This window comes from Rhizorhapis suberifaciens (genome assembly GCF_014200045.1).
Taxonomy (GTDB): Bacteria; Pseudomonadota; Alphaproteobacteria; order Sphingomonadales; family Sphingomonadaceae; genus Rhizorhapis; species Rhizorhapis suberifaciens.
Window position 1 is genome coordinate 1 of record NZ_JACHOV010000007.1, and the last position, 24,408, is coordinate 24,408.

Genomic DNA, 24,408 nt, shown 5'->3' on the forward strand with positions numbered 1-24,408 from the left:
TTAAGGTGATGGCGTCTCAACAACCGCAGGCCCAAGGGAATTCTAAGCGATGCCTAACAATTTAGAGATTAGACAATGAGCGCCAGCATCGATACGGCGGAAATCCGACAGCGCGCCGCAGAAAACGGAGTCGATGGCCGCAAGGCCTATGTTAACGGCACGCTGCACGATGGCGATCGCCTGTGCGCAGAGGCACGCGCCCTGTTCGTGGAACCCTGCCAAAGTCCGTTCTGATATGATTAACAAAGTCCGGGGGACGATTCCGCGCCATCCTGGAAAATAGGAGAAGCCGAGATGACGACTCATATCACCTACTGCCGAAATTGCGCGGCAATGTGCGGCCTTGAGGTCACGAAAGAGGATGGGCGCATCACCAACATCCGGGGCGACCGGAATCATCCAGTCTCCGAGGGCTATTTCTGCATCAAGGGCATGGCCACCCGCGACTTCCATAATGGCGAGGACCGCCTGCTGAGCAGCCTGCGACGAAATGCGGACGGGACATTCGATGCCATTGATGCTGAAACCGCAATGGACGAGATCCATGAGAAGCTCGGCAAGATCATCGCAGAGCATGGTGTCGAGTCGGTCGCGCTCTATTATGGCACCGGAGCAAATTGCAACGTACTGAGCGTACCCGCGGCGAAGGCATGGATGGATGCGCTCGGATCGCCCTATATCTTTTCCAGCATGACGGTGGACCAATCCGCCAAGTGGGTGACCGCAGGCCGCATGGGAGTGTTCCTAACCGGCAAGCACAAGGTGCCCGAGGCCGACGTGATGATGGTTATCGGCTCCAATCCGGCAGCGTCCCATGCCTGCTATGGCCTGCCCTCTCCCAACCCCATCAAACATTTACGTGAGGCGCAGAAATCCGGGACCAAATTTATCGTCGTGGATCCGCGTAGGACCGAACTGGCACGGTTGGCGGATCTCTATTTACCGGTGCGCCCCGGACAGGACGCCGCGCTGTTCGCGGGCCTTATCCGCATTGTACTTGAGGAAGGGTTAGCGGACAGTGGATTTTGTGCGCGGTTCACGACCTCGCTCGATCGGCTGCGCGCCGCCGTTGATGCGTTCACCCCCGACCATGTGGCCCAACGAACCGGCATCGATGCCGACACGCTCCATCAGGCCGCCCGCATGTTTGCGAGCGCAAGCAAGAAATCTGCAATGTCCGGAACCGGTCCGAACATGGCGCTCAACTCCAATCTCTCAGAACATCTGATCGAAGCGTTCACAGCAATATGTGGCGGCTACCGGTCCGCCGGAGACCGAATCCGCAATATGGGTTATTATGGGGCCCCGCCTGCTGTGGGTGCCGCCAAAGGTTCGGAGGTGCGGGAAGCGGTTATGCCGCCGCGTCGGAGCTGGGACTTGGGACCCAAGCTTCGCACTGTGAATACCGGTCCCATAGGCGGTGAATATCCCACGTCGCTGCTGCCTTCAGAAATCAAGGGGAATGCCAAAGGCAAAATCCGCGCGCTCATTCATGTCGGCGGTAATCTGGTAAAGGCGCTGCCAGAACCCAACCGAACGATTCCGATCCTGCAAGAGCTTGATCTCCTTGTGTCGGTGGATGTGCGGGAAACGGCAACTGGCCGCCTTGCCGATTATCAAATAGCCACCAGCGGCCATTACGAGCATCACGACTTCAATCTGGCGCTCGATTACATGTTGCCAACGACCTTCGCCCAGATCGCCGAGCCCTTCATGGCGCGACCGGAGGGCGTGATCGAGGATTGGGAGTTCTTCCAAGGCATGGCGCGCAGAATGAACAAGTCGCTTCACATGCGGCGGCCCATGTTCGGCGTTGCCCACCGCGATATTCCAGGCCCGGAGCTGGCCATCACGAATGATATGAGGAGCGAGGATCTCGTCCGCTGGCTGGCCGATTCCGGACGAAGCAATTACGACGAGCTCAGAGCACATCCCGGGGGTATTAATTTCAAAAATGTCGAGGCGATCATCGAGCCGTCGCGTGAAGACGATGGCGCCAGACTCGATCTGTGCCCGCCAGACGTAGACGAGGAAATCAGGAGCCTCCGGCAGACGGAGGACATCGTCCCCGGCTACCCCTATCGCCTGATCCCGCGGCGGCTGATCGAGGTAATGAACAGCGCCTATACCAATGCGGCGCAGACACGCCGCCGCTATCCGACCAATCCTGTCTTTATGAACGAGGAGGATATGGCGCAGCTCGATCTGACGGAAGGCGGCATGGTCAAGTTGACGTCGCGGACGGGAGCCGCCGTTATCGGCCGCGCACGCAAGGATTCAGGGCTGCAGCCAGGGGTGATCTCCATGTGCCACGGCTGGGGAGATCCAAATCTGCCTGGCGAACAGGACCCCGATGCGTTCTCCGGTCGCCTGGTCTCATTGGATGCCGATCTGGAAACAATCAACTTCATGCCCAGGCAAAGCTCAGTGCCGGTGCAGATCGAACGGCATGAGGGCTGAGAAGCTTCGGGCCAAGCTACGCATGACGACATGGTCGCACGCAACCGGGCCGGCTCCGCTTGAGGAGCGAGATGCATTGCCGAGGCAGTTGCGATAGCTACTTGATGGCGGAAGGATTGGCGCTGGCGTGGCGAGGAGGTGGGGGCCGCCACCTCCTCGCCCATCAGCATATAGGCTCCCTCATTTGCATCAACCATAATGCGGCAAGGGCTCGCACCTATGGACTCCGCCTGGAATATGTCTTTTAGGGATCTTTCCTTCAGTTCGCGTTGAACTGGCCATGCTCACGGTGTCCTATCGGCACCGTGAGCATCAGCCCTATTTTTACAACGCCTCGACAATGGTGACGTTCGCCTGACCGCCGCCCTCGCACATCGTCTGGAGGCCGTATTTGGCCCCACGCGCGCGCAGTGCATGCACCAAAGTAGCCATCAATTTTGCGCCTGAAGCACCGACCGGATGGCCGAGCGAGATCGCGCCGCCGTTGACGTTCATCTTGAGCGGATCGGCACCGGTATGTTTCAGCCAAGCCAGCGGAACCGGGGCAAACGCCTCGTTCACTTCGAACAAATCGATGTCCCCGATCGTCATGCCCGCCCGCTTCAGCGCCTTGTCCGTGGCATAGAGCGGTTCCTCCAGCATCAGGATGGGATCGCCTGCGGTGACGGTGAAGCTCGCGATCCGAGCGATCGGTGTCAACCCATATTCCTTCAACGCCTTTTCCGACACGATCATGACGGCTGCTGCGCCGTCCGTGATCTGGGAGGAAGTAGCTGCGGTGATGAGCCCGCCTTCCATGACGGGCTTGACCCCTGCCATGCCCTCTGGCGAAGCATCCCAGCGGATCCCTTCATCCTTCACGTGAATGTCGGTCGTCCCATCAGCAAGGGCGATGGCGATCGGCACGATTTCGGCATCGAACGCGCCGGCGTTGGTCGCAGCGATTGCGCGGCGATGGCTTTCAAGCCCGAAAGCATCCAGATCGTCGCGGGTGAAGCCCCACTTCTTCGCGATCATCTCTGCGCCGGCAAACTGACTGAAGTCCTTAACGCCATAACGATCGCGAATGGACTGGATCATCGGCGTCGCGCCCTGCGTGGTCGCAGAGCCAAGCGGGACACGGCTCATGCTCTCGACGCCCGCCGCAATCACTATGTCCTGCGTGCCGGACATGATCGCCTGCGCGGCGAACTGAACGGCTTGTTGGGATGATCCGCATTGCCGGTCGATAGTGACCGAGGGCACCGATTCGGGCAAATTGGAGGCGAGTACCGCGAAGCGCGCGATCTGGCGTGACTGCTCCCCCACCTGGCTGACGCAGCCCATGATGACGTCATCGACCGCTTCTGCCGGCACCGCAGATTTGGCAACGACGGCGTTCAGGACCTCCGCGGCAAGTTCAACAGGATGTCGGCCCGAAAGACGTCCGTTACGCCGGCCGCCAGCAGTCCGAACAGCGGACACGATATAGGCATTCATATAATTTCCTTTACATTCGTCCATGATGCATGTTGCCCCGCCTTATAATGATAAATGCGGGACGTCCTCAATTTGGCAGGCGTTGTCCTCTCACCAGTTGTTGGCAAGTCGCGGCGTGCAAAGCGGCCGGTGGCCGCTCCATGAAAGTTGTGCGTCCGTGGGATCGCATCAACCTCGCCCTCCAGCGTCGACTTGGCGAGAACCGGCCCACCGATTTTCTCATTATCGATCCAGGAGATATCGCCCCAGTCCATGAATACATCCCAGAGCGCGTCGATATTAGCTTCAACCACACCGCTATAATAACAGGAACCTCGGGCAATAGGCGCCATCATATAGCTTTCCTTTGAACGAGCCGCCCGATCATAGGCACCGAACAAGCGGATTTAGGTTTTTGCGCCCGCAATGTGGCCTTCTCCAACCGCCGCTTGTACAAAACGGGGAGAGTTGGCGTCCCGCCGTGGAGTGACGTGCTGCTCGAAAAAGAGCCATCACGCGGAGAAACCCCCATCGATCGTCAGCGTTGCGCCCGAAATGTAGGCCGCAGCCGGACTCGCCAGGAAACGAACGAGTGCTGCGATCTCGTCAAGATCGCCAAAGCGACGCAGCGGAATTCCCGAACTGATCCTGATCTTATCGGCTTCCGGCATGCCCAAAGCCATATCGCTGCTCATCATGCCGGATTCGATCACGTTGACGGTGATCTTTTTTGGAGCAAGATCATGCGCGGCTGCCCGGGTGTAGCCAGCAACCGCCGCCTTGGAACCGCAATAATCCGCCGCTCCCGCCATGCCCGCTTTACTGCCGCTGACGGAGCCGATCGTGATGATGCGCCCCTCATCAGCCATCACATTTGCCGCTGCGCGGATCGTGGCGACAACGCCCAGGGTGTTCACTGCCCACAGTCTGTCCGCCTCGACCCAGTCACCGCCTTCACCGAGACGCTGGAGATGAGCGATGCCCGCATTATTGACCAGGATGTCCAGCTTGCCGAACGCTTCTACCACGGCCTGGACCAGGATCGAGGCCGCATTGACATCTGCCTGGTCGGACTGGAGCGCTATGCCCCGCACCCCATGTTTTTCAATCTGATCAACGACATCACTGGCTGCCGCAGCAGATGCCCGATAGCTGATAGCGACATTTGCGCCGCTGGCAGCCAAGGCAAGCGCCACTGCCTTGCCAATACCGCGGGTTCCGCCGGTCACCAGGACGGATTTGCCCTCTAGATCCCGCATCCCGTTTATCCTCTTCCCTCTGCGAGCGAGCACCAACGCTTACGCACGCGCCACAAAATAACCATGATGGAATCACGCATCGTGCAGCCGCACTTGATCGTACATATCTAGTATTCTTCTACTACTCAGCTAAGCTGGACCACACCCTCTTGTCAACTCGACCGGAAGGCCCTTTTTTATCGAGACGAAACGCACCTGGCGCTCACCTGACGGCGGTTCCACACGGCATCTGGCGCTTGACACCAACTCGTTCATTAGTATCTAAATGCTAATAGCTACTGGCGATGCTCACTTCTAGGTGAATCCGGCTTAATGCGCTGTTTGGTTAGTTCAAACGCTGATCGCCTCCGGCCATGAACCGCGCATTTTCGCGGCGTGGAAAATCATTGGTGATGAGTTTCGCGATGAAAAGGCAATGGCAGCTGACTTCATTTCCTAGTGTCCGCTTTCGAAGGACCTGACGCCAGAACAAAGGAGAAATACTATGAATTTGGAAGATCGCCTCGAGATCCAGGAAGTGGTCCATCGTTACGCGTACTTCGTGGATAATTTCGAGATTCCCGAGTGGGTAGCGTTGTTCACAGCTGATGGAACGCTTGATGAAAGCGAATTTGGAAAGGGATGCTATGCTGGTCATGACGCGATCCACGCTTATGGCCAGGCAATCTCTGAGCGGGTGCTTCACCTCGTCCATCTCATGAGCAATCAGATCATTTGGGAAATCAATGGCGATTCGGCTCGCAGCACGTCTTTCGCAATTGTCGAATCAATGTCCAAAGCCGGAGATCGCGCTCGATATCAGGTGAAATATGAGGACGAATTCAGACGGGAGGACGGCCGTTGGCTGATCCACAAAAGAATGCTGCGGACATCTTTCCCACCTGAGATTCTCTCCACCGCATCATAGCGCCGCTTTGCCGCTGATCGGCGGAACCATTAAGCTTAATGTACAGACGGGATTACGGACAACGGGTAACAAGGTATAACGAGGTGCAGGGAGGATAAATTGTCTATCAAGAAAGGTTATGTCGACACCAAAGATGGGCAGATACACTATCGATACTGCCCAGGAGGACAAGGACTTCCAATCCTTTTCTTTCACATGACCGCCAGCTCATCGGCATCATTCGAAAGCCTGATGACCCATCTCGACGGCTTTTGCCCAATGTATGCCTTCGACCTTCCCCATTATGGACAGAGCTTCATGCCTACCGCCGAGCCGTCCTACGAGTATGTCGCGGACGTTCTGATCGAAGCGATCGACAATCTGGGCATCGAAAAATTCCACTGCTTCGGACATCATGGCGGCACGAATGTTTCTGCGCAACTCGCGGCAACTTACCCGCAAAGGGTTGCCAGTATCATGCTCGCGGGCGTCACCTATCCCACCATGGAAGAGAGTGAGCGCAACAGCAAATATATATATGACAACCCGCCAGACATACGGGGGTCACAAGCCATAACGGCATGGACCCGAGTGGTGAAGGATTGCGACACCTCCGCTCCGGTCGAACCGGATGAACCTTTCTATCCGGTGCCGGCCGAGATCTATCATCGTGAGTTGATCGATACATTGACCGCCGGCACCGAGTGGCACTGGGGCTATCGCGCCGTGTTCCGGCACAATATGCCCGATGTTCTCAGCAAGGTGTCTTGTCCAATTCTTCTCATATGTGGCCGGCGCGATCTTGTCTTCTTCTGGCATGAGAGGGCAAAGAAGGCGTTGCCGCACGCGAAGGTTGTCGAAAGAGATGGATACGGAACATATTACTGCACCTTCGCCGGCGATGATCTAGCTCCTTATGTCAAAGAATTCATTGTTGGCATGAGAGATAGTACAAATACCGGTTAGAAGCTGGCGCGCTGCTTCGCTGCGGAAAGTATAATTGCTGAGGTATATCGGATGAAGTTTGGTATCAGTTGCAGTTCACTGCTCGGTCGCTCGCCCAGCGCCAATGAAGTTGTTGGTTTTGCGCAAGAGGCCGAAAAAATCGGTTATCATTCGATCCTGGTGGGTGACCATATATTCATACCGACATACTTAGATGATTCTAAATATCCGGCGGGCATATTCGACTCTGGAATGCCTTGGTATGATCCATTCGTATTGCTAGCAGCCCTTGCAGGTGCGACGAAGAATATCCGGTTAGGCACTGGTATCGCGGTCGTTGCTTACCGCCCGCCCATTCAACAGGCACAGGCTATCGCCACCCTCGATTTCATGAGCAACGGCCGCTTTTTCTACGGCGCGGGGATCGGCTGGATGCGCGAAGAATTTGAAGCGATCGGTGTTCCGTTCGGTGAGCGTGCTCAGCGCGCCGACGAGTATCTCGAAGTCATGAAGCTCCTGTTTTCTGGGAGCGGCGAAGCCTATCGCGGCGAATTTGTCGACTTTGCGGGCGGACGCCTCAATCCGCTTCCAGCGCAAAGGCCCCACCCCCCGATCATTATCGGAGGAGAAACGCCGCCCGCTCTCAGGCGCGTTGCCAAATATGGCGACGGGTTTTACATCAACTGGAAGAATTTAGCTGAGTTAAGTCACATTTTGGAAGTCCTCTCCCAGCATATGACAGACAATCATCGCGAAATGTCGAGCCTGTACAAGCAGCTTGGGGCCACGGATATTGGACTGGTTCAAGCAGAAAAAGAAAGACTTTCCGAATACGAGGCACTGGGCATTGATGAACTCATTTATAGCCCAAAATTCCATTCCGTCGAAGAAGGGCTCGATGCCATGAGAAAATTCGCTGACGAATTTTTTTGAGCGTCGTGAAACGATCTTCGAAGGAAGTCAGTCGGGAAAGATTTTGCCGGGGTTGAGAACGGAATGGGGATCCATCACCTTTTTGATCGAGGCCATCAGGCTGACGGCCGCCGACCCATGTTCGAGCACGAGCGCTGTGCGCTTGCCAAGGCCGATACCATGCTCACCCGTGCAGGTGCCGCCCAGAGCGATCGCCCGTTCCACCATCCGGTCATTGACAGTCCTGGCCTTGCCAAAGGCCTCTGGATCGGCCTCGTCGATCGGAAACAGCACATGATAATTGCCGTCTCCGACATGTCCGACAATGGTCGCCAGCACTCCCAATCGGGCCAGATCCGCCTGAGTTTCCAATATGCTTTCGGCCAGTTTGCCAATCGGTACACACACATCGGTTGACCACATCTTGGCATTGGGCACCATCGCCTTGGTAGCGAAATAGGCGGTGTGGCGCGCTTTCCATAGCTTGGAACGGTCCTCTGCACGGTCCGCGACATCCAGGCTGCTAACGCCATGTTCTTCGCCTATGGCTTTAAACAGTTCCACCTGTTCGGAGATGCTTTGCTGGGTCCCGTGAAATTCGAAGAATAATGTCGGCAGCTCAACCAGATCAAGTCCGCTATAGGCATTGCAAGCCGCGATCTGGCGTGAATCGAGCAGTTCGATACGCGCAAAAGGAATGCCGCACTGAAGGCCTGCTATGACCGCGCGCACTGCGCCCTCCAGGCTTTCAAACGCGCACGTCCCGGCGACCACCATGTCAGGCAAGCCATGGAGACGCACCGTAACCTCGGTAATGATGCCGAGCGTCCCTTCCGATCCGACGAACAGCGCAGTCAGGTCATAGCCGGCCGATGATTTGGGCGCACGCGTGCCGGTGTCGATGATCGTTCCGTCCGCTAGCACGACTTTCAAAGACAGGACATTGTTGCGCATCGTGCCATATCGCACGGCGTTCGTCCCCGATGCGCGGGTGGCCGACATGCCGCCAAGCGTTGCATTTGCTCCAGGATCAATGGGGAAAAACAGCCCGGAATGACGCAGCTCCTGATTCAGGGCTTCCCGCGTCACGCCAGCCTCCACGGTGCAAAAGAGGCTGTCCGCGTTCACCTCGACGATGTTGGCCATCGCGCTCAAGTCTAGCGCAATGCCGCCGCGGACCGCAGCGAGGTTGCCTTCCAGCGAGGTCCCCGCCCCATGGGCGATCAGCGGAATCCGACGTTGATGGCACCAAGCCGCGAGCTTCGCGACATCCTGCGTAGTTTCAGCATATACCACCGCCTCGGGCCAGGCACCTTGATGATGCCCCTCCAGGCCGGAATGTTGCTCACATACTGTCTCTGCAAAGGAAATGCGCGTGCCGAATATGCCCCGAAGTTCGGCAATCGCTTCATCCGCCGCCTCGCCTAGCGGTCTTGGCAGCAACTCCGCATTCATTCGATCTCCCAATTTCCAATCCTTCCAGTAATCTGTCGCGGCCAGGCCGCCCGCCGTGACAATAACATTGGCCCACCTCCTAGATATCTGGAAATGCCCGAAAAGCGGAGCATGATTAAGCGAAGATCGCTTGTTCGACCGAGATTTGCGCCACTCACACTTCCACGAAAACTCAATTCAATCTTGGTGGCAGTTCGTTTAGGGCCGAAGAACAACCATGCCCTGCGCGCTATATAGCGGTTGCATCGGCCAATTTCATCTCGGGGACTTAAACAATATAGGCGACTGGCCGACGATCGCACGACCCCACCGCAAAGTTTCGGATGAAGCTATTGATCGACACCGGCCGGTTCCCAAATTGCAGATTAGGACTGAAATGGATCATCTCTACCAACAGCATGGCGCACAGCGCCGTCATCCGCATTGGACCACGAAATAATGACGCCCGATGCCCAGGAAAGCGCCAGGCTTCGGCCATTGCGGGACTTCGTCAGTAGCATGGCGAAGCTGATCGAGGAGCAGCCGGAAGAAGATGCCCTGCTCTCAGCTGCCTTGCCCTTGCTCAGCGCCCTCGTCGACAATGACAGCTGGCTGCCCGATGCGTACGCACAACCGGCGGTCGACGGTTATCAACAATATCTGCTTCATTGCGACAGCGCCGAACGCTTTTCCGTCGTCGCGTTCGTTTGGGGTCCCGGGCAGACCACGCCTATTCACAACCACGGAGTATGGGGCATGGTAGGCATGCTGCGGGGAGCCGAAATCGTTCAGGATTATGTCTTCGGCAACAGCGGTTTCAAGATCTCGGGTCCCCCCCGGTGTCTTGTGCCCGGCGCCGTAGAGCCCATTTCCTCTACCGCCGGCGATATCCATAAGGTGAGCAACGCTTTCTCCGATCGGACATCGATAAGTATTCACGTCTATGGCGCGAACATAGGGCGGCTGACACGCTTTGCGGTTGATAGCGAGGGACGCAAGAAGCCTTTCATCTCCGGCTATGCCAACACGATGCTGCCCAATATCTGGAAAGACATATGACACATTCCATTTCAGCCGAAGATGTCCGCCGGCATTTGCTTCTAAAGCAGGAAATAGCGCTCATAGACCTGCGCGATGAATGTGACTTCGCTACCGGGCACCCCTTGTTCGCGGCTCAGATGCCGCCGCACCGGATCGAGATCGAGGCGAGAGCGCGCATCCCACGGCTGGCTACGCTTGTCGTACTTTATGATGAGGATGGAACGCGGACAGAGCCGGCGGCGCAAATGTTCGAAGGGCTTGGCTATAGCAATGTCCATGTTCTGGCCGGCGGCCTCAAAAGATGGAAGGACGCGGGATATCAGCTCTTCGAGGACGTCAATTCCTATTGCAAGGCGTTCGGCGAACTTGTGGAGCATTATCGCGAAACGCCTAGCCTGCCCGCCGAGAAGGTGGGAGAACTGATCGCCAATGAAGCCAATATGGTCATTCTTGACGCGCGGCGTTTCGACGAGTTCAATACGATGAGCATTCCCGGCGCGACCAGCGTCCCGGGCGCAGAACTGGTCTTGAGAGCTTCAGCGCTGGCGCCCGACCCCACAACGCAAATTGTCGTGAATTGCGCGGGGCGGACGCGCAGCCTTATCGGAGCCCAATCCCTGATCAATGCGGGAATACCCAACCCAGTATGCGCCCTGCGCAATGGCACAATCGGTTGGACGCTTGCAGGCCAAACGCTGGAACATGGTCAGACACGCATGTTCACCGAACCTGATCCAGCCCGGATCGCGGAGGCGCGGAAGCGCGCGCGCGATGTCGCCTATCGCGCCGGCGTGCCGCATATCGACGGGAAGGCACTCGATCAATTGCGCGCTGACGGGACGCGAACCCTCTACTGCCTGGACGTCCGTTCGCCGCAGGAATTTGCGCAAGGCCATCTTGCCGGCTTTGCCAACGCACCCGGCGGGCAATTAGTGCAGGAAACCGATCATAGCGCGCCAGTGCGTGGCGCCCGTATCGTCCTTGCCGATAATATTGGCCCGCGCGCGGATATGAGCGCTTCCTGGCTGGCGCAGATGGGCTGGGAGGTTTTCGTTTTGGACGGCTGGCCCGCCGAACAGTTGGAAACCGGCGTTGGCCCTGCGCTGCCGGCGCGTGGGCCGGAGGGACGTTATCGTCGGCCATATGAAGGGACTGACAATCCTCGGGCCGCAATGGAGGCCTATCTAGAATGGGAATATGGCCTTGTGAGGCAACTTCGCCTTGACGACACGCACGGATTCCGTGTGATCTGAACGAAAAGGTCGTCCTTAGCATAGGTCCTGGGGCAATCACGCACCTTCGCGCATCGCCGTAGCCCGCACTATCCTGATGCGAACGCCGCGTCTTCCAACTTCCACATCGGTTCGGTCCCCGCCAATATCGCATCGCGCATAAAGCTTGCAAGCCGTTGCAAGGGCTGCGCGAGGGCGGTCGCAGTCCGCACGGTGACCGCGACATGCGGCAAGCTCACGCCTGCGATTTCGAGCAGGGGAAGGCCTCTTGTGGCAAAATTTTCGGCTCGGCAGGAAATCGCCAGTCCCGCATTCAGAGCGGCGCGAAGGACTGAAATACTGGCGGTTTCAAGGATGATGTCATATGGCACGCCTCCTTCATCGAGTGCTCGTAATGCCGCATCCCTGAACATGCAGGGCCCTTCCATCAGCGCCAAAGGCAGCCGCGGTTCATCAAGCAGGCGGGCGTGGCCCAGCCAAGTCATTCTAGGCGTGATGACCGCCGCCGGATCGCCTGGCTCTGAAAGGCCGATTACGATATCGAGCACGCCGCCCGACAGCAGGGTCAGCAGTTCGGATGTATAACCGATCCGCACCTGTAGCTGCGGCGTCCGGTGCAGTCTGGCAAAGCGGGTCAGGACACCTTCCAGCAACTGATCCGCGAAATCCTGAACCATGCCGATCCGCGCTGGCACGGCTAGCGTCTCCCCGGCGAAGGATGCAACGGCTTGATCGTTAAGAGCCAAGATGGCGCGGGCATAGGCAAGCAGTTGCTTGCCTTCCGGCGTGAGCGTCACGCCGCGCGAATGGCGGTTGAACACTTGCAACTGAGTCAACTCGCAAAGGCGTTTCATTTGCAGGCTAAGCGCGGACTGCGTCAGGGAAATCTGACGTGCCGCACGCGACATCGTTCCGGCATCCGCAACAGCGACGAGGCTGCGCAACAGTTCGATAGGAAGATTGATCGTCACGTGAGGCTTCCTGATGACTCTTCCCACCTTAGCGTAAAAACTGGCGGAAGATACCAAGCTCGTAACCGCCCGTGCGCCGACGCACAACTCAGCGCCGGGTTCACCAGATCGCGGGATTTATGACGTCGACGCCGTATATGAGCGATGTTAAGCGGAACGAGGAGTGGTCTAGTGCCGCTAAGACAGCCCTTTTTGGAGATTGAGCCGTGACTGATATCTCGCGTGACACGCAATATCCCGTCGACCCCTTATTTCTGCAACGCTGGTCACGCCGCGCATTCGATGGATCGGCGATAGACGATACCGACCTTTTGACGCTTTTCGATGCCGCTCGCTGGGCTCCATCAGCTTTCAATTACCAACCCTGGCGGTTCGTATACACCCATAGAGACAGCGCGGTCTGGCAAGATTTCCTGGACATACTCATGCCGTTCAACGCGGCCTGGGTGCAGAATGCGTCCGCACTTATTTTCGTCCTCTCCGACACGCTCATGAGTGCGCCAGGATCGGATAAGCTTACCCCGTCTCACAGTCATAGTTTCGACACCGGCGCGGCCTGGGCGATATTAGCCCTTCAAGCAACCCGAATGGGACTTTGCGCCCATGGCATGACCGGCGTCGATATGGACAAAGCCCGTATTCGCCTCAAGGTGCCGGACCGTTATCGAGTTGAAGCGGCGGTGGCCGTTGGACGCATGGGAGACAAGTCCACCTTATCCCCCTCACAGCAGGCGAAGGAACACCCCAACGGTCGCAACCCGATCGACACCTTCGCTTTTGAAGGCGTATTTCCTTCAATGGAAGGCGAAACGAGAAGAACGCCCAGTTAAATTGTCCAGCTTATCCGAAATGGTCCCAGCACCTTGATCTCTCTATCGGCACCGGTGATGCCTTCGGGCGAAGATTCGTCCTTTTATTTTTTTTCACGATGTGTGAAGGGCGATTGCTGTGGGTAGAGACTTCGGCTTGCACGCCGAACTATAACTGCTCGCGGGTAAGTTGCGGCGCATACGGCGTCCGCGGCTTTGATGAGAAAGCAAGGTGCGCTGATCATGGTACAAAAGATTTATGAGGACGCCGCTTCCGCTCTCGATGGCCTGTTGAGTGACGGCATGGTGGTCGCGGCGGGCGGATTTGGCCTGTGCGGCATTCCCGAAACCCTGATCGACGCTCTGGTCGCCAGCGGCATAACCGGTATTACTGCGGTCTCGAACAATGCCGGCATCGATGATGTCGGACTTGGCAAGCTGTTGCGCGCAAAGCAGATACGAAAGATGATCTCCTCTTATGTCGGTGAGAACAAGGAGTTCGAACGCCAATATCTTTCGGGTGAATTGGAAATCGAATTCTGTCCTCAAGGCACGCTGGCGGAACGCATGCGGGCGGGCGGCGCGGGCATTCCGGGCTTCTACACGCGCACCGGCGTGGGAACGAACATTGCCGAGGGCAAGGAAACGAAGGTTTTCGACGGAGAGACCTATGTGCTCGAAAGGGGCATCATTGCCGACCTCGCGATCGTCAAGGCGTGGAAAGGCGATCCTTATGGTAATCTGGTCTTTCGCAAGTCGGCCCGCAATTTCAATCCTATGGTCGCGACCTGTGGACGCGTGACGGTAGCCGAAGTCGAACAGATCGTCGAACCCGGCGAGTTGGAACCCGATCACATCCATACACCGGGCGTTTTCGTCCAGCGGCTGATCGTCGCGACCCACAATGAAAAGCGCATTGAACAACGTACCATTCGGAAGGAGGCCGCTTAATGCCTTGGACGCGTGACGAAATGGCGGCCCGCGCGGCGCACGAGCTTCAGGACGGCTTTTATGTGAACCTTGGGATCGGCATTCCGACCTTGGTCGCCAATCATATTCCGCCAGGCGTTGACGTGACCTTGCAATCCGAGAACGGAATATTGGGTCTGGGCCCCTTCCCGACCGAGGCGGAAGTGGACGCCGACATTATCAATGCCGGCAAGCAGACCATTACTGAACTGGACCGCACCAGCTACTTCTCCTCATCGGACAGCTTCGGCATGATCAGGGGCGGTCATATTCATTTGTCGGTTCTAGGTGCGATGGAAGTCGCGGAGAATGGCGACCTGGCAAATTGGATGGTGCCCGGCAAGCTGGTGAAGGGACCGGGGGGCGCGATGGATCTGGTCGCCGGTGTCCGGCGCATTATCGTACTGATGGACCATGTCGACAAGAACGGGACGCCTAAGTTCCGCAGCAAATGCACATTGCCGCTGACCGGAGCCAATGTCGTCGACATGATCATCACCGACTTGGCCATTTTCCAGCGCGAGAACCGGCAGTCGCCTTTTTGCCTAATCGATCTCGCGCCAGGCGTGACGGCCGAGGAAGTCCAGGCAAAGACCGAAGCCAGCTACAAGGATTTGACCACCGCGGCCTGAATTTACCAAGCATAGCAGATGGCGGAACAGCAAAGTTCATGGGATAATCTGCGACGGATTGTCGACTTTGGTCTGCAGTGGCCCGAGTTGAGTCACGTCCATAACATGATGATTTGGGGCAACCTATTCCCGAGCTATTCACCCCTGGGATGGGAGACAACACCAAACTGTCTTCCCGCGCCCAAACGCCCGGCTTAGTCCAGCTTTCGCCGTCAAATCCAAACCGCCTCTGCGATATTCGCTGCATCATGGCCTTGTCTGCATCACTCCGCCAGAAAATAGCTGTCGAGTTCCTTTTCCAGATATCCAGGAGCCAGCGCATTCACCCTGATCCTGTGGCGCCCTGCACTTAATTACGAATCTTGCTGACTCCGAAAGAGCCACATCTTGACTCATGATTGAAATTGTTAGTTATCGGTGGTGCCATGTAGAGCGGGAAATATTCAGCTCGATCATCCCATTCCAATTCTGCAGGGAACATAAGGAACGACCTGGATGGAACAATTCGACGCCCGGCGAGCTGCCATGGAACTCGTCACAGCCTTTGTGAACAATCACCAGCTCACCGCAGCTGAACTGCCGACGCTGCTCACAGAGGTATTTAACGCCGTTTCCGGCTTCGGCGCAAAGAATGGGCTTGCAGCAGATCTCACTCCCGCAGCGCCTCTCACGAGCCAAGTGCCAGCGCCGGTCTCAGCAAAAACGATCCAAGCCTTGTCGGTCGAGCTTGCGCCCCCGCCTCCCTTGGTTCCGATGGCGGCGATCGGCATTGAGGAGTCCATTCGCGATCCGGATTTCATCCTTTCGCTTATTACCGGCCAGAAGTTCAAGACGTTGAAACGCCACTTGCGGGCCCATGGTCTTTCCGAGGCTGAGTATCGCCAACGCTTTAATCTTCCTGGCGATTATCCGCTGGTCGCGCCTTCCTATTCGCAAACCCGGCGCAACGTGGCCCACAATATGGGTCTGGGCCGCAGGAACGGTTCTGCGCCCGCCAAAGCCGAGATGCCTGAAACCGCTGTTCCGGTGCGGCCCGAAATTCAGGCTCTCGCCGCCGCCAAGTCTAAGGCATCCGCCCCCGGCCGCGGCAAGGCAAAGTCCAAGCCCATGGACGCAACCAAAATCGCGAAACCGAAGTCTGCGGCACCCGCACAAAGATCAGCAGCCGACAGCCAAAAACCGACAGCCACGCGGAAACCCGCGGCAATCAAACCCCCTTCCGAAGCCGCCGGCAAACCACTGGTCAGCGCCGCAAACTCAAATGGCAAGGCAAAGCGCGTCCGGCGCGGCAAGCTATCGCCGGTTTTCAGCTGAAGGCCAATGGCGAGATCCATTATCTCGCCCCTCAATCATGGAGATTGATCAGAGCTCTCCGATGGCCGAAAACGCTCTGATCCAGGCGGCAGTCGCGATCAGGCCGCCGAACGGATAAAAATGCAGGCCGACATCGCCGTAGATGTCGCTGCGCATGCCTTTGGCCAACGCCAGAACATATTTGTCGGGGCCGGTCGGTTGCATCAGCTTCGTCAGCGACAGACCATATTTTGACAATACCGAGCTAGAGGCGGAAACCCCACAGCGGGCGGCGAAACGCAGCAAGGTGGTCGCGCTTGCAGGACCAGGCACGCCAAGCCGGACCGGGGCGTCGATACCTTCGGAGCGCAACTGCTTCAGCCATGCGAAAACCGGTTCGGTGTTAAAACCGAATTGCGTCAGGATGGAAACCCCAATGCCCTGCTCCGTCAGCGCGGCATGTTTGTCGCGAAGCGCCTGCCACAACTGATCGTCACCGATCTTGCTATGACCTTCGGGATAACCGCCAATGCCAATCCGGCGGACTCCGTATTTCTGTAACAGGCCGCTGCGGATAACCGTGAGCGCGTCCTCAAAAGGGCCGTCCGGTACATCGGGATCACCGGCCACGATGAAGAGTTCCTCACTAGCTCCCAATTTGGCGAGTTCAGAGAGATATGTTTCCAGCTCGACTTCCGATTTGATCCGCCGGGCCGAAATGTGCGGTACAGGACGCAGGCCAAGGCGCAGCACCTCAGCCACGGCCGCCAAGCGCTTCTGATAATCCTCCTTCGGGAGGAAGGTCACCGAAATGCGCGTATTCGGCGCCATCAGCGGCGCGGCCTTTGCAAGCTCCGACCCATCCTTGACCGTAATTTCGATGGAGTAATCATCCATCAGCCGCATCGCGGAGGCATTTTCCGGTACGATCGTCACTACAGATGTGCTCACAATTACCTCCACCCAGCAGGGAGCGGAAGAAGCGCTGCGTTAGCGCTCCTCCGTCCATTTCACGCAAGATTGATTTTCGTTTAGACGAGCATGATCCGAACCGGGCGAGCATCGGCGCGCCCGGTTCCATTGGGTCAGGCGGCGCGTTCGGTACGCCAGCCTTGTTGGTAGGTTTCGCGGGCAACCCGGGAATAGGGCACGGAGCTCACCACCGCGCGAACCTCAAGCTGCTTATGCGGTTCGACGGTGGTCTTCCTGGTACCGCCATCAGGTTCGCCCCAGACAACGCGCAACTCGGTGCCGACCGGAATTTCATGGTCTATCGTGGCAAGCGAAAGCGCTGTCTTTTCATTATAGCTGTAGCCTGTGAACATCGAGAGGCCGACGGTGCGACCGCCAGCATCCACCACCTTGTCATAATTGGAGGACGCATAGTTCGCTAGCGGCAGGTCGAAGAACTTGTAATTCTCGCCATCCGGATCGAACAGAGATGCGTAGATCTTCGCCATATCCTCACCGTTCCAGGCGAGCGTCACCTTCTTGCGCTGCTCTTCGGGCTTCAGGGCTTCCAGAACATCGCGACCGTGAAAATCATGGTCGAATTTGACAAACGGTCCATAACCCAATTCCCAAGGATTGAGATAATAGTCCTCGATATTGCCGGAAACGAAGCTGCCGCCAATAGCTCCCGTCGCTTCATAGCTGTCGGCACCCAACCATTCGCGGTAGCTCTTCAGCTTTTCGCCGGTGTAAATCGCAGGCAATGGCGAAGGTATCCAGCCGGACTCCAGCGTATTGGAAGGATAGGCCCGGCTGCCGCAAGGCACGATGCCGAATTCCTTGCCGGCGTCCAGGATGGCAGCACGAATTTCATCCTGCTCCTCATAGGGTCCCCAAATCTCAAGGCCAGGCGCGCCTGACATGCCATGCCGCAACGTGCGGACCTTACGACCAGCGATGTTCATTTCGCCCATGTTGAAGAATTTAAGCTGTTCGACCGGACCGCCGTTCAGCTTTTCAATGATCGCCCAAGCGTTGGGCCCCTGAATTTGAAAGCGCCAGCTGATACGCTGCACTGGCTTGCCCATCGGGCGGGAGGGCGAACGATCGTCCTTGACGATCTCCACGTCATAGCCGCCGGTTTCGGCATGGAACATCAGCCAATTCGCGGCCGGGGCGCGGCCGACATAGACGAACTCCTGCTCTGCCAGGTAAAATAGAATTCCATCACCAATCACATGTCCGTAGGGTGTGGTCGGCACATATTGCTTCGCCTTGTTGACCGCAAAGCCCTTCATCGAATTGATGGCAGTGTCAGAGATGAGCTTGAGCGCGTCCTTACCCCGAATATAGAGGTCGACCATATGGTGCGACTGATCGAACAAGACCGCGCTATGCTGCCATGCCCACTGCTCAGAACGCCAATTATGAAATTCCGGAGCGACAACCGGATATACATAGGCTCCGATTTGCGAATTACGCAGCATGTCCACAGGATTGCCCGCCGCTTCAATTACCTGCTCTAGATTGGAATTTGCCATACGACCTCATTTCAATTTTAAACTTGAACGTTACGAACCCGCGCCGAATCTGGTCGGCGCAAAATGTGTATGCAAAGCATACTGATATTTGTATGTTAGGCAAACGAAATATGGGCCGCCGAATCAGCGCGCGCTTTTTTTTGGGTAGATGACGGAAGAAAGGGGTCACCCTATGCGTAGAACTCACATTTTGACTTTGTCGTGCGAGGACCGTCCCGGTCTGGTTGCGGAGGTGGCAGGATTCCTGGCCCGAAACGGATGCAACATTCTGGACTCGCAGCAATTCGACGACATCCACACCAACAAGTTCTTCATGCGTATTCAATTTGAGGTCATCGCGCCGGACATGGATCTTGAGGCGTTGAAGGACCGGTTTGCGTCCATTGCAGATGCTGCCGACATGACGTGGAAGATGCGGGGCACTGATGAACGCATGAAGGTGTTGCTGATGGTTTCGAAATTCGACCACTGCTTGGGCGATCTGCTCTACCGCGTGCGGATCGGGGAATTGAAGATGGACGTCGTCGGCATCGCATCCAATCACCCGCGCGAGGTCTTAAGCGTGTCACTGATGGGCGACATTCCTTACCATTATCTGCCAATCACCAAGGAAACCAAGGCGCAGCAGGAAGCTCAGATCAAGGCGTTGGTGAACGAGACGGATGCGGATTTGGTGATCCTTGCCCGCTACATGCAAATCCTGTCAGATGACCTGGCCGCATTCCTGTCAGGCCGATGCATCAACATTCACCACAGCTTCCTGCCGGGCTTCAAGGGCGCAAAACCCTATCATCAGGCGCATGCGCGGGGCGTGAAGATGATTGGCGCCACGGCGCACTATGTGACGGGTGATCTCGACGAGGGCCCAATCATCCATCAGGATGTGGAGCCAATCAGCCATGCCGACTCCCCTGACGATCTGGTGAGGAAAGGCCGCGATATTGAACGCCGCGTACTGGCCACCGCCGTTCATTTCCACACCCAGGACCGGGTGCTGCTGAACGGCAGCACCACGGTCGTGTTCAAGGACTAAGCCGCCTTGCCCCTGCAATTGAAGGCAGCAGCCGACCGCCGCCCAGCGGCAGCGGTCGAGCCGCGGCGGATTGAAATGACGCAAAAGATCATCGTGCGGGACATCCGTCTTGCCGCGGATATCGGCGTCTATGCCCATGAGATAGGCCGGCTGCAGGCGCTGACCGTCCATGTGGCACTGCAGGTGCTGGCTCAGAAATCGGATCGGCTGGCAGACACGATAGACTATAATGTGATTGTGGCGCATGCCTCAGCCCTTGCTACGCAGCGTATCGACCTGATCGAGACATTCGCACAGCGCCTGGCCCTCGCCTGCCTCGATCATCCGCCGGTGCTGGAGGTCGAGGTCCAGGTCGAAAAACCCGGCGCGCTCGCCAACGGAATGGCGAGCGCGCAAGTGGTGATGAAAGCTCTGTAATTTGCCCAATTAGACTAACGGAGCGGTTCGCCGGAGCCTGCATCGTTCAGCAAATCGTCGGAGCGGGCCGACTCTTTGGCGCCTGCAGGTTCGGTGGATGGCCGCGGAGGCTCCCCTTCCTTGTCAGGCCTGCGCATATTTTCGTTCTCGACCTCCCTATTTTGAGGCCGCTGCTTCTTCCTTCGGTCCGAATCCTTTATGGCCATCGCGCGATCTCCTCTGGCCGGTCAACGCCCCGGCGGTAGACTTGATCCACAAATGACGCGCCAGCATCATTGGCGGCATGCGCAACCAGTGAGAGCGAATATAGAAGGCAAGCAGGGTCAGCGGGCGTTTCTGCCGTCCCCAGCCATCGCGCGCCAGCAGGCGTCGAACATAAAGGCGGTCGGCAAATCCCAACCGCGCGCCGGAACCGAACAGGAACTTCACCAGCCGCTGGCCGCGCGCAAGGTGATCTGAAAGACCATGCAACTGTGCTCTCGTCCCCAGCCGGCCTTGATCGCCGTCATAATCCTCAAGCAGACAATGCAGGTCCCAGAGGTTTCTCAAGCCTCCCGCCAAATCTCCGTCGGCGAGCAGATGGGCCACGCAGTGCAACACGCGATCTTCGGGCGAAAGGACGCAAAGACCATCATTCAATTCCACCCGATCCGCTATCATCGCAATGAAATCGGGCCGCTGCCGCGCCGTCATCGGTAAAATCGTGTGATGCACGTCGATCATTCGGTCGCGTTCGCGGTGTATCAAGGGCGGAAGCTCGTGCATCCATCGGCGATAATATTGCTGATCATAGGTGTTTGATTTCACCCACTCCCAGCCTGCGGTCAGCAGCGCCTCTTCCACCGCACCAAGCGCCGCGCGGGGTACTAATATGTCGAGATCGCCAATCGAACGTCCGACACCGGCTCCCAACCCCGCGGCGACATAGGCGGTTCCTTTGAGCAAGATGACGGGTATGTCCAGCCCGGCAAGCGCCACGCGCGCACGGTCCGCTTCCCACAGGGCTTGCCGCCTCCCCAATGCGGCCTGCTCCCGCGCATCGGCCATGATATGCTGGACTGGCTGCGGCATCGCCAACCCCTGAAGCCTATGGGCAAGCGTCCCGATCAGCTGTTCCGCTCTGGCTATAGCGATGACTGCGTTCCACTCGCCAGCGGAAAGGCTAAGGACAGACGCCGGATCGCGAAGCGCGCGGACAAGGAGAAGCGCGCTCAAGCGATTTCCGTCCATAGCCGCTCCACCAAATCCAGCGCGTCGCTGCCCGACGCAAAATCGATGGCATGTGCGGGCACCATGTCGACGAAGCGGGACAGCGCAACAAATCCAGCTTCACCCAGCGCCACATAGTTGGTCGACGCCTGCGTCAGACGGACGAAGCTTTCGCTTTTCGCCATTGGCCGGATCGCGGCAACGTGGCCAAAGCGCGGGAAGAGCAGCATGGCCGGAACAGTCCCCTCCCCCATCCGCTCGACTGCCTCAGAACGAGGCTTTAGATGCCGAATGTCACCCTTTGGCGTACCGGCCATAAGCGGGCCGAAGCGCTCCTCTACCACCATCTGCTGCATCACCTGGATTGCGCCGTTCTTCAGCGAGATCAATCGAGGGAAGGCGAACATCTCGCCGCTTGCAAGATCGAGCAACGCGAATTCATCGCCCATCAACCGCCAGCCATGCTCGCCGAGCATTGCCGCCAATGTCGATTTTCCCGAGCCCGAGGCGCCCGTCATTACCAGCGCCCGTCCGTCCCGCTCCGCGCAGGAGGCATGCAACAGCACATGCCGCCGCCAGCCCAGCGCCATCTGCAGGTTCATTCCCATTTCAGCGGCCAACAACCCCTGCTCCAATGGCAGCGGCGCTGCATCGGGCAGCATGAAGTCACCTGCTATATTGACTGCAGGCCGCAACCAGCGACGCCATAGCTTTGCCGCTTCAAGGCGAACGGTGAAATCAGCAATTCCGTCCTCGGGCTGCGGATAAGCCGCATAAAGCTGGCGCAACTGGTCAATGGGCTGTTTCCATTCAGAGCCGATGCGAAAGGAAGCCGGGCCGATGCGGATCGCAAAGCCATGCATCACAAACGCTCTATCAGCCCAAGGCTGGCCAATTCTTCCAGCCTTGCGTGAATGACTGCGGGGAGGTCGGAGTGCATTCCAAATTCATAAAGCTGCGATAGCCGCTCCAGCAGTTCGCCCGGATCCAAGTCATCATCCTTCATCGCGCCGAGTATCTCAGGCACGGGAGAAGCCACTATATGCGTGATGCCGGACGGCCGATGATAAATAAGGCTCAGCTCATCGAGCGGTCGGATGACAAGGTCCGCAGCATCTTTCGCCCTGTAACGGATATGTTCCATGACATGCGCGTTCAGCGCGGCATCTGCAGAGAAGCATAGCAGGTAAAACCACTATTCCCCGTCTGCAGCCTGCGGATATAATTCATGTAAGCCTGGTTCTGTTCATAGGTGGTGCCGGGAAGCGCGCCGCCATTCATCGCGGCCTTCACCTCCTCACCCTTGAACGCGCGGCCTGCCGGTGGAAAGGCGCCGGGTGTATCGGGAGACACAGGCTGGCCGTCTGCCGCGACATATTGCCCCGACCGTCCAAGGTCAGGCACTGGAATTTCGCAATTCATGACTGAAGCGGCCGTCTGTGCAAGAGCCGGGCGGATCGACACGATCGCGGAAGTCGCCACAGCTCCCATGGCAAGCATCTGCCGACGGGAAGGCGCGGCCAATTCAAACGCCTTTTCCGGCTCAGATTGGTTTGCTTCCATGTCCTTCATGCAAGCCTTTTCCGTGATTTGCCTTTCAGAAGGGTAAATTGCTGAACAAGAAATGTCGCAGATGAAACGGAAATCCTCTAAATCCGCACCATGAATCGGACTTCCACCCTGCAATTCACCGCTGCGCTGTTCATCATCCTGATCGGTGCGACAGGATCGCTGCTCTTCGGGGGAAGCTGGCAGACTGCGTTGATCGCCGTCGTCGCCGGCATTTTCGCGCTGACAATCGTCATCGATCGACAGCCACACGCCTCAGTGCCTTCGCCCACCCCACCGGAGCGTTCGACCGACCTGCTCAACAATCCGGACTTCGATGAAGCGCTAGAAGGCATTGTAGAACCGGTGTTGATTGTGGCGAACGAAAGGGTTGCGAGGGCCAATCGGGCGGCGCTCCGGCTGCTGGGCTCGCATATCGTGGGTGAAGACGTGCGTATCGCCATCCGACATCCGGCGGCGGCCGAGCGGCTGACCAACGCCGAAGCCGCGGCTGCGGGCGGCCCAATAAGCCTGATGGGCCTGGGTCAGCGGGAGCAGCGCTGGGAGATGCGCACAGTACCCCTGTCCAAACGGCGGATCATGGTGCACCTTATCGACCGGACGGGCAGCCACGCGGCCGAACGCATGCGCGTCGATTTCGTCGCCAACGCCAGCCATGAACTGCGCACGCCGCTGGCCACGATATTGGGTTTTATCGAGACCTTAGGCGATCCCAACGCCGGGAACGATCAAGAAACGAGAGACCGTTTTTTAAAGATCATGTTCGACGAGGCAAGACGGATGCAACGGCTGGTCGACGACCTGATGTCGCTGTCCCGGATCGAAGCGGAAAAATATGAACTGCCAGATAGCCCGGTTGACCTCGCGGGCCTCATCAAGGAGGTGGAGAACTTCTTCCACGAACATCGCGGCGAACGCGGGCAGAATGTAAAGAGCCAGATCGAGTCCGGTTTGCCACTGATCAATGGCGATCGCGCGCAGCTTGCCCAATTGCTGCACAATCTGGTGAGCAACTCGACCAAATATGGCCGGCCACAAACGCCCATCATTATCGCTCTTGCCCGGGGCTCTGGTGCTATGGTCACCTTGGCCGTCACCGATGAAGGCGAGGGCATTCAACCGGACCATATCCCGCGCCTTACCGAGCGTTTCTATCGCGTGGATTCGGGGCGCAGCCGGGCCTTGGGTGGCACTGGCCTTGGCCTTGCTATCGTCAAGCACATCGTTGAGCGCCACCGCGGCCGTATGGATATCAGCAGCACGCTCGGCAAGGGAACGACCATAACAATTCATTTGCCGCTGGCCGATCCAACAGCCGGCGCCGTTAAAACCGGCGCACTGTCATCAAACTGAAACGCAATTGTCACATTGCCCCAATGAATCGCCA

The 24,408-nt window shown here is 57.6% G+C and carries 25 protein-coding genes; 14 read left to right on the top strand and 11 right to left on the bottom strand.

Annotated elements, in window-relative coordinates:
- Positions 1 to 75: 75 nt before the first annotated feature.
- The gene (locus HNQ99_RS09695; RefSeq protein WP_184475661.1) at positions 76 to 234 is read left to right on the top strand and encodes a hypothetical protein; all 159 of its coding nucleotides are present in this window, start codon (positions 76 to 78) and stop codon (positions 232 to 234) included.
- Between the two features lie 60 nt (positions 235 to 294).
- Positions 295 to 2,460 carry a molybdopterin-containing oxidoreductase family protein gene (locus HNQ99_RS09700; protein ID WP_184475463.1) on the top strand — a complete coding sequence of 722 codons (2,166 nt, stop codon included), beginning with the start codon at positions 295 to 297 and terminating at the stop codon, positions 2,458 to 2,460.
- A gap of 324 nt (positions 2,461 to 2,784) precedes the next feature.
- Here the strand turns inward: HNQ99_RS09700 and HNQ99_RS09705 are convergent, their stop codons facing one another.
- The 3 genes from HNQ99_RS09705 to HNQ99_RS09715 all read right to left on the bottom strand — a co-directional run bounded on the left by HNQ99_RS09705 (position 2,785) and on the right by HNQ99_RS09715 (position 5,177).
- Entirely contained in the window at positions 2,785 to 3,939 is a 1,155-nt protein-coding gene (locus HNQ99_RS09705; protein ID WP_184475464.1) for an acetyl-CoA C-acetyltransferase, read from the bottom strand.
- Positions 3,936 to 4,274 (bottom strand): hypothetical protein, encoded by a 339-nt coding sequence (locus tag HNQ99_RS09710; protein ID WP_184475465.1) that lies wholly within the window; start codon positions 4,272 to 4,274, stop codon positions 3,936 to 3,938. The genes HNQ99_RS09705 and HNQ99_RS09710 overlap by 4 nt, the downstream gene beginning before the upstream one ends.
- 156 nt (positions 4,275 to 4,430) lie before the next feature.
- Positions 4,431 to 5,177: an SDR family NAD(P)-dependent oxidoreductase gene (locus tag HNQ99_RS09715; protein ID WP_184475466.1), complete on the bottom strand. Its 747-nt coding sequence runs from the start codon at positions 5,175 to 5,177 to the stop codon at positions 4,431 to 4,433.
- A gap of 484 nt (positions 5,178 to 5,661) precedes the next feature.
- Between HNQ99_RS09715 and HNQ99_RS09720 the strand changes: the two genes are divergently transcribed.
- The 3 genes from HNQ99_RS09720 to HNQ99_RS09730 all read left to right on the top strand — a co-directional run bounded on the left by HNQ99_RS09720 (position 5,662) and on the right by HNQ99_RS09730 (position 7,941).
- On the top strand, positions 5,662 to 6,084 hold the full coding sequence (locus HNQ99_RS09720) for a nuclear transport factor 2 family protein (RefSeq protein ID WP_184475467.1): 423 nt from the start codon (positions 5,662 to 5,664) through the stop codon (positions 6,082 to 6,084).
- Positions 6,085 to 6,183: 99 nt separating this feature from the next.
- A complete protein-coding gene (locus HNQ99_RS09725; RefSeq protein WP_184475468.1) occupies positions 6,184 to 7,029 on the top strand; it encodes an alpha/beta fold hydrolase in 846 nt (281 codons plus the stop codon).
- 51 nt (positions 7,030 to 7,080) lie between these two features.
- Positions 7,081 to 7,941 (top strand): TIGR03619 family F420-dependent LLM class oxidoreductase, encoded by an 861-nt coding sequence (locus HNQ99_RS09730; protein WP_184475469.1) that lies wholly within the window; start codon positions 7,081 to 7,083, stop codon positions 7,939 to 7,941.
- A 27-nt stretch (positions 7,942 to 7,968) separates the two neighbouring features.
- Here the strand turns inward: HNQ99_RS09730 and HNQ99_RS09735 are convergent, their stop codons facing one another.
- Complete coding sequence (locus HNQ99_RS09735; protein ID WP_184475470.1) at positions 7,969 to 9,375, bottom strand: FAD-binding oxidoreductase; 1,407 nt, start codon at positions 9,373 to 9,375, stop codon at positions 7,969 to 7,971.
- 438 nt (positions 9,376 to 9,813) lie between these two features.
- Between HNQ99_RS09735 and HNQ99_RS09740 the strand changes: the two genes are divergently transcribed.
- Together HNQ99_RS09740 and HNQ99_RS09745 are read left to right on the top strand one after the other, a co-directional pair.
- Positions 9,814 to 10,413, top strand: coding sequence for a cysteine dioxygenase family protein (locus tag HNQ99_RS09740; RefSeq protein WP_184475471.1), 600 nt, complete (start codon positions 9,814 to 9,816; stop codon positions 10,411 to 10,413).
- The gene (locus HNQ99_RS09745; protein ID WP_184475472.1) at positions 10,410 to 11,648 is read left to right on the top strand and encodes a rhodanese-like domain-containing protein; all 1,239 of its coding nucleotides are present in this window, start codon (positions 10,410 to 10,412) and stop codon (positions 11,646 to 11,648) included. Before HNQ99_RS09740 ends, HNQ99_RS09745 begins: the two co-directional genes overlap by 4 nt.
- A 68-nt stretch (positions 11,649 to 11,716) precedes the next feature.
- On the opposite strand, the gene HNQ99_RS09750 is transcribed toward HNQ99_RS09745, so the two are convergent.
- Complete coding sequence (locus HNQ99_RS09750) at positions 11,717 to 12,598, bottom strand: LysR family transcriptional regulator (RefSeq protein WP_184475473.1); 882 nt, start codon at positions 12,596 to 12,598, stop codon at positions 11,717 to 11,719.
- A 206-nt stretch (positions 12,599 to 12,804) separates the two neighbouring features.
- Between HNQ99_RS09750 and HNQ99_RS09755 the strand changes: the two genes are divergently transcribed.
- The 4 genes from HNQ99_RS09755 to HNQ99_RS09770 all read left to right on the top strand — a co-directional run bounded on the left by HNQ99_RS09755 (position 12,805) and on the right by HNQ99_RS09770 (position 16,322).
- Positions 12,805 to 13,428 carry a nitroreductase family protein gene (locus tag HNQ99_RS09755; RefSeq protein ID WP_184475474.1) on the top strand — a complete coding sequence of 208 codons (624 nt, stop codon included), beginning with the start codon at positions 12,805 to 12,807 and terminating at the stop codon, positions 13,426 to 13,428.
- Between the two features lie 222 nt (positions 13,429 to 13,650).
- Positions 13,651 to 14,358 (top strand): CoA transferase subunit A, encoded by a 708-nt coding sequence (locus tag HNQ99_RS09760; RefSeq protein ID WP_184475475.1) that lies wholly within the window; start codon positions 13,651 to 13,653, stop codon positions 14,356 to 14,358.
- Complete coding sequence (locus HNQ99_RS09765; protein ID WP_184475476.1) at positions 14,358 to 15,008, top strand: 3-oxoacid CoA-transferase subunit B; 651 nt, start codon at positions 14,358 to 14,360, stop codon at positions 15,006 to 15,008. Before HNQ99_RS09760 ends, HNQ99_RS09765 begins: the two co-directional genes overlap by 1 nt.
- A gap of 495 nt (positions 15,009 to 15,503) precedes the next feature.
- A complete protein-coding gene (locus tag HNQ99_RS09770) occupies positions 15,504 to 16,322 on the top strand; it encodes a MucR family transcriptional regulator (protein ID WP_184475477.1) in 819 nt (272 codons plus the stop codon).
- Positions 16,323 to 16,370: 48 nt separating this feature from the next.
- On the opposite strand, the gene HNQ99_RS09775 is transcribed toward HNQ99_RS09770, so the two are convergent.
- Positions 16,371 to 17,252, bottom strand: a complete 882-nt coding sequence (locus HNQ99_RS09775) for a methylenetetrahydrofolate reductase (protein WP_322790355.1) — start codon at positions 17,250 to 17,252, stop codon at positions 16,371 to 16,373.
- Positions 17,253 to 17,386: 134 nt separating this feature from the next.
- Entirely contained in the window at positions 17,387 to 18,793 is a 1,407-nt protein-coding gene (ligM, locus tag HNQ99_RS09780) for a vanillate/3-O-methylgallate O-demethylase (protein ID WP_184475478.1), read from the bottom strand.
- 172 nt (positions 18,794 to 18,965) lie between these two features.
- Here ligM and purU point away from each other — a divergent pair, with 172 nt between their 5' ends.
- Both purU and HNQ99_RS09790 read left to right on the top strand, forming a co-directional pair.
- Complete coding sequence (purU, locus tag HNQ99_RS09785) at positions 18,966 to 19,826, top strand: formyltetrahydrofolate deformylase (RefSeq protein ID WP_184475479.1); 861 nt, start codon at positions 18,966 to 18,968, stop codon at positions 19,824 to 19,826.
- A gap of 6 nt (positions 19,827 to 19,832) precedes the next feature.
- Positions 19,833 to 20,243, top strand: coding sequence for a dihydroneopterin aldolase (locus HNQ99_RS09790; RefSeq protein ID WP_246414887.1), 411 nt, complete (start codon positions 19,833 to 19,835; stop codon positions 20,241 to 20,243).
- Between the two features lie 156 nt (positions 20,244 to 20,399).
- Here HNQ99_RS09790 and HNQ99_RS09795 read toward each other — a convergent pair whose 3' ends face one another.
- The 4 genes from HNQ99_RS09795 to HNQ99_RS09810 are packed head-to-tail and all read right to left on the bottom strand — an operon-like array spanning position 20,400 to position 23,024.
- Positions 20,400 to 21,458 carry a nucleotidyltransferase domain-containing protein gene (locus HNQ99_RS09795; protein ID WP_184475480.1) on the bottom strand — a complete coding sequence of 353 codons (1,059 nt, stop codon included), beginning with the start codon at positions 21,456 to 21,458 and terminating at the stop codon, positions 20,400 to 20,402.
- On the bottom strand, positions 21,455 to 22,318 hold the full coding sequence (locus tag HNQ99_RS09800; protein ID WP_407692314.1) for an HprK-related kinase A: 864 nt from the start codon (positions 22,316 to 22,318) through the stop codon (positions 21,455 to 21,457). Before HNQ99_RS09800 ends, HNQ99_RS09795 begins: the two co-directional genes overlap by 4 nt.
- Positions 22,315 to 22,596: an HPr-rel-A system PqqD family peptide chaperone gene (locus HNQ99_RS09805; RefSeq protein WP_184475482.1), complete on the bottom strand. Its 282-nt coding sequence runs from the start codon at positions 22,594 to 22,596 to the stop codon at positions 22,315 to 22,317. Before HNQ99_RS09805 ends, HNQ99_RS09800 begins: the two co-directional genes overlap by 4 nt.
- Positions 22,597 to 22,607: 11 nt before the next feature.
- Positions 22,608 to 23,024: a hypothetical protein gene (locus tag HNQ99_RS09810; protein ID WP_184475483.1), complete on the bottom strand. Its 417-nt coding sequence runs from the start codon at positions 23,022 to 23,024 to the stop codon at positions 22,608 to 22,610.
- Positions 23,025 to 23,114: 90 nt separating this feature from the next.
- On the opposite strand from HNQ99_RS09810, the gene HNQ99_RS09815 reads away from it, so the two are divergent.
- Positions 23,115 to 24,374 carry an ATP-binding protein gene (locus tag HNQ99_RS09815; protein WP_184475484.1) on the top strand — a complete coding sequence of 420 codons (1,260 nt, stop codon included), beginning with the start codon at positions 23,115 to 23,117 and terminating at the stop codon, positions 24,372 to 24,374.
- Positions 24,375 to 24,408 lie beyond the last annotated feature (34 nt).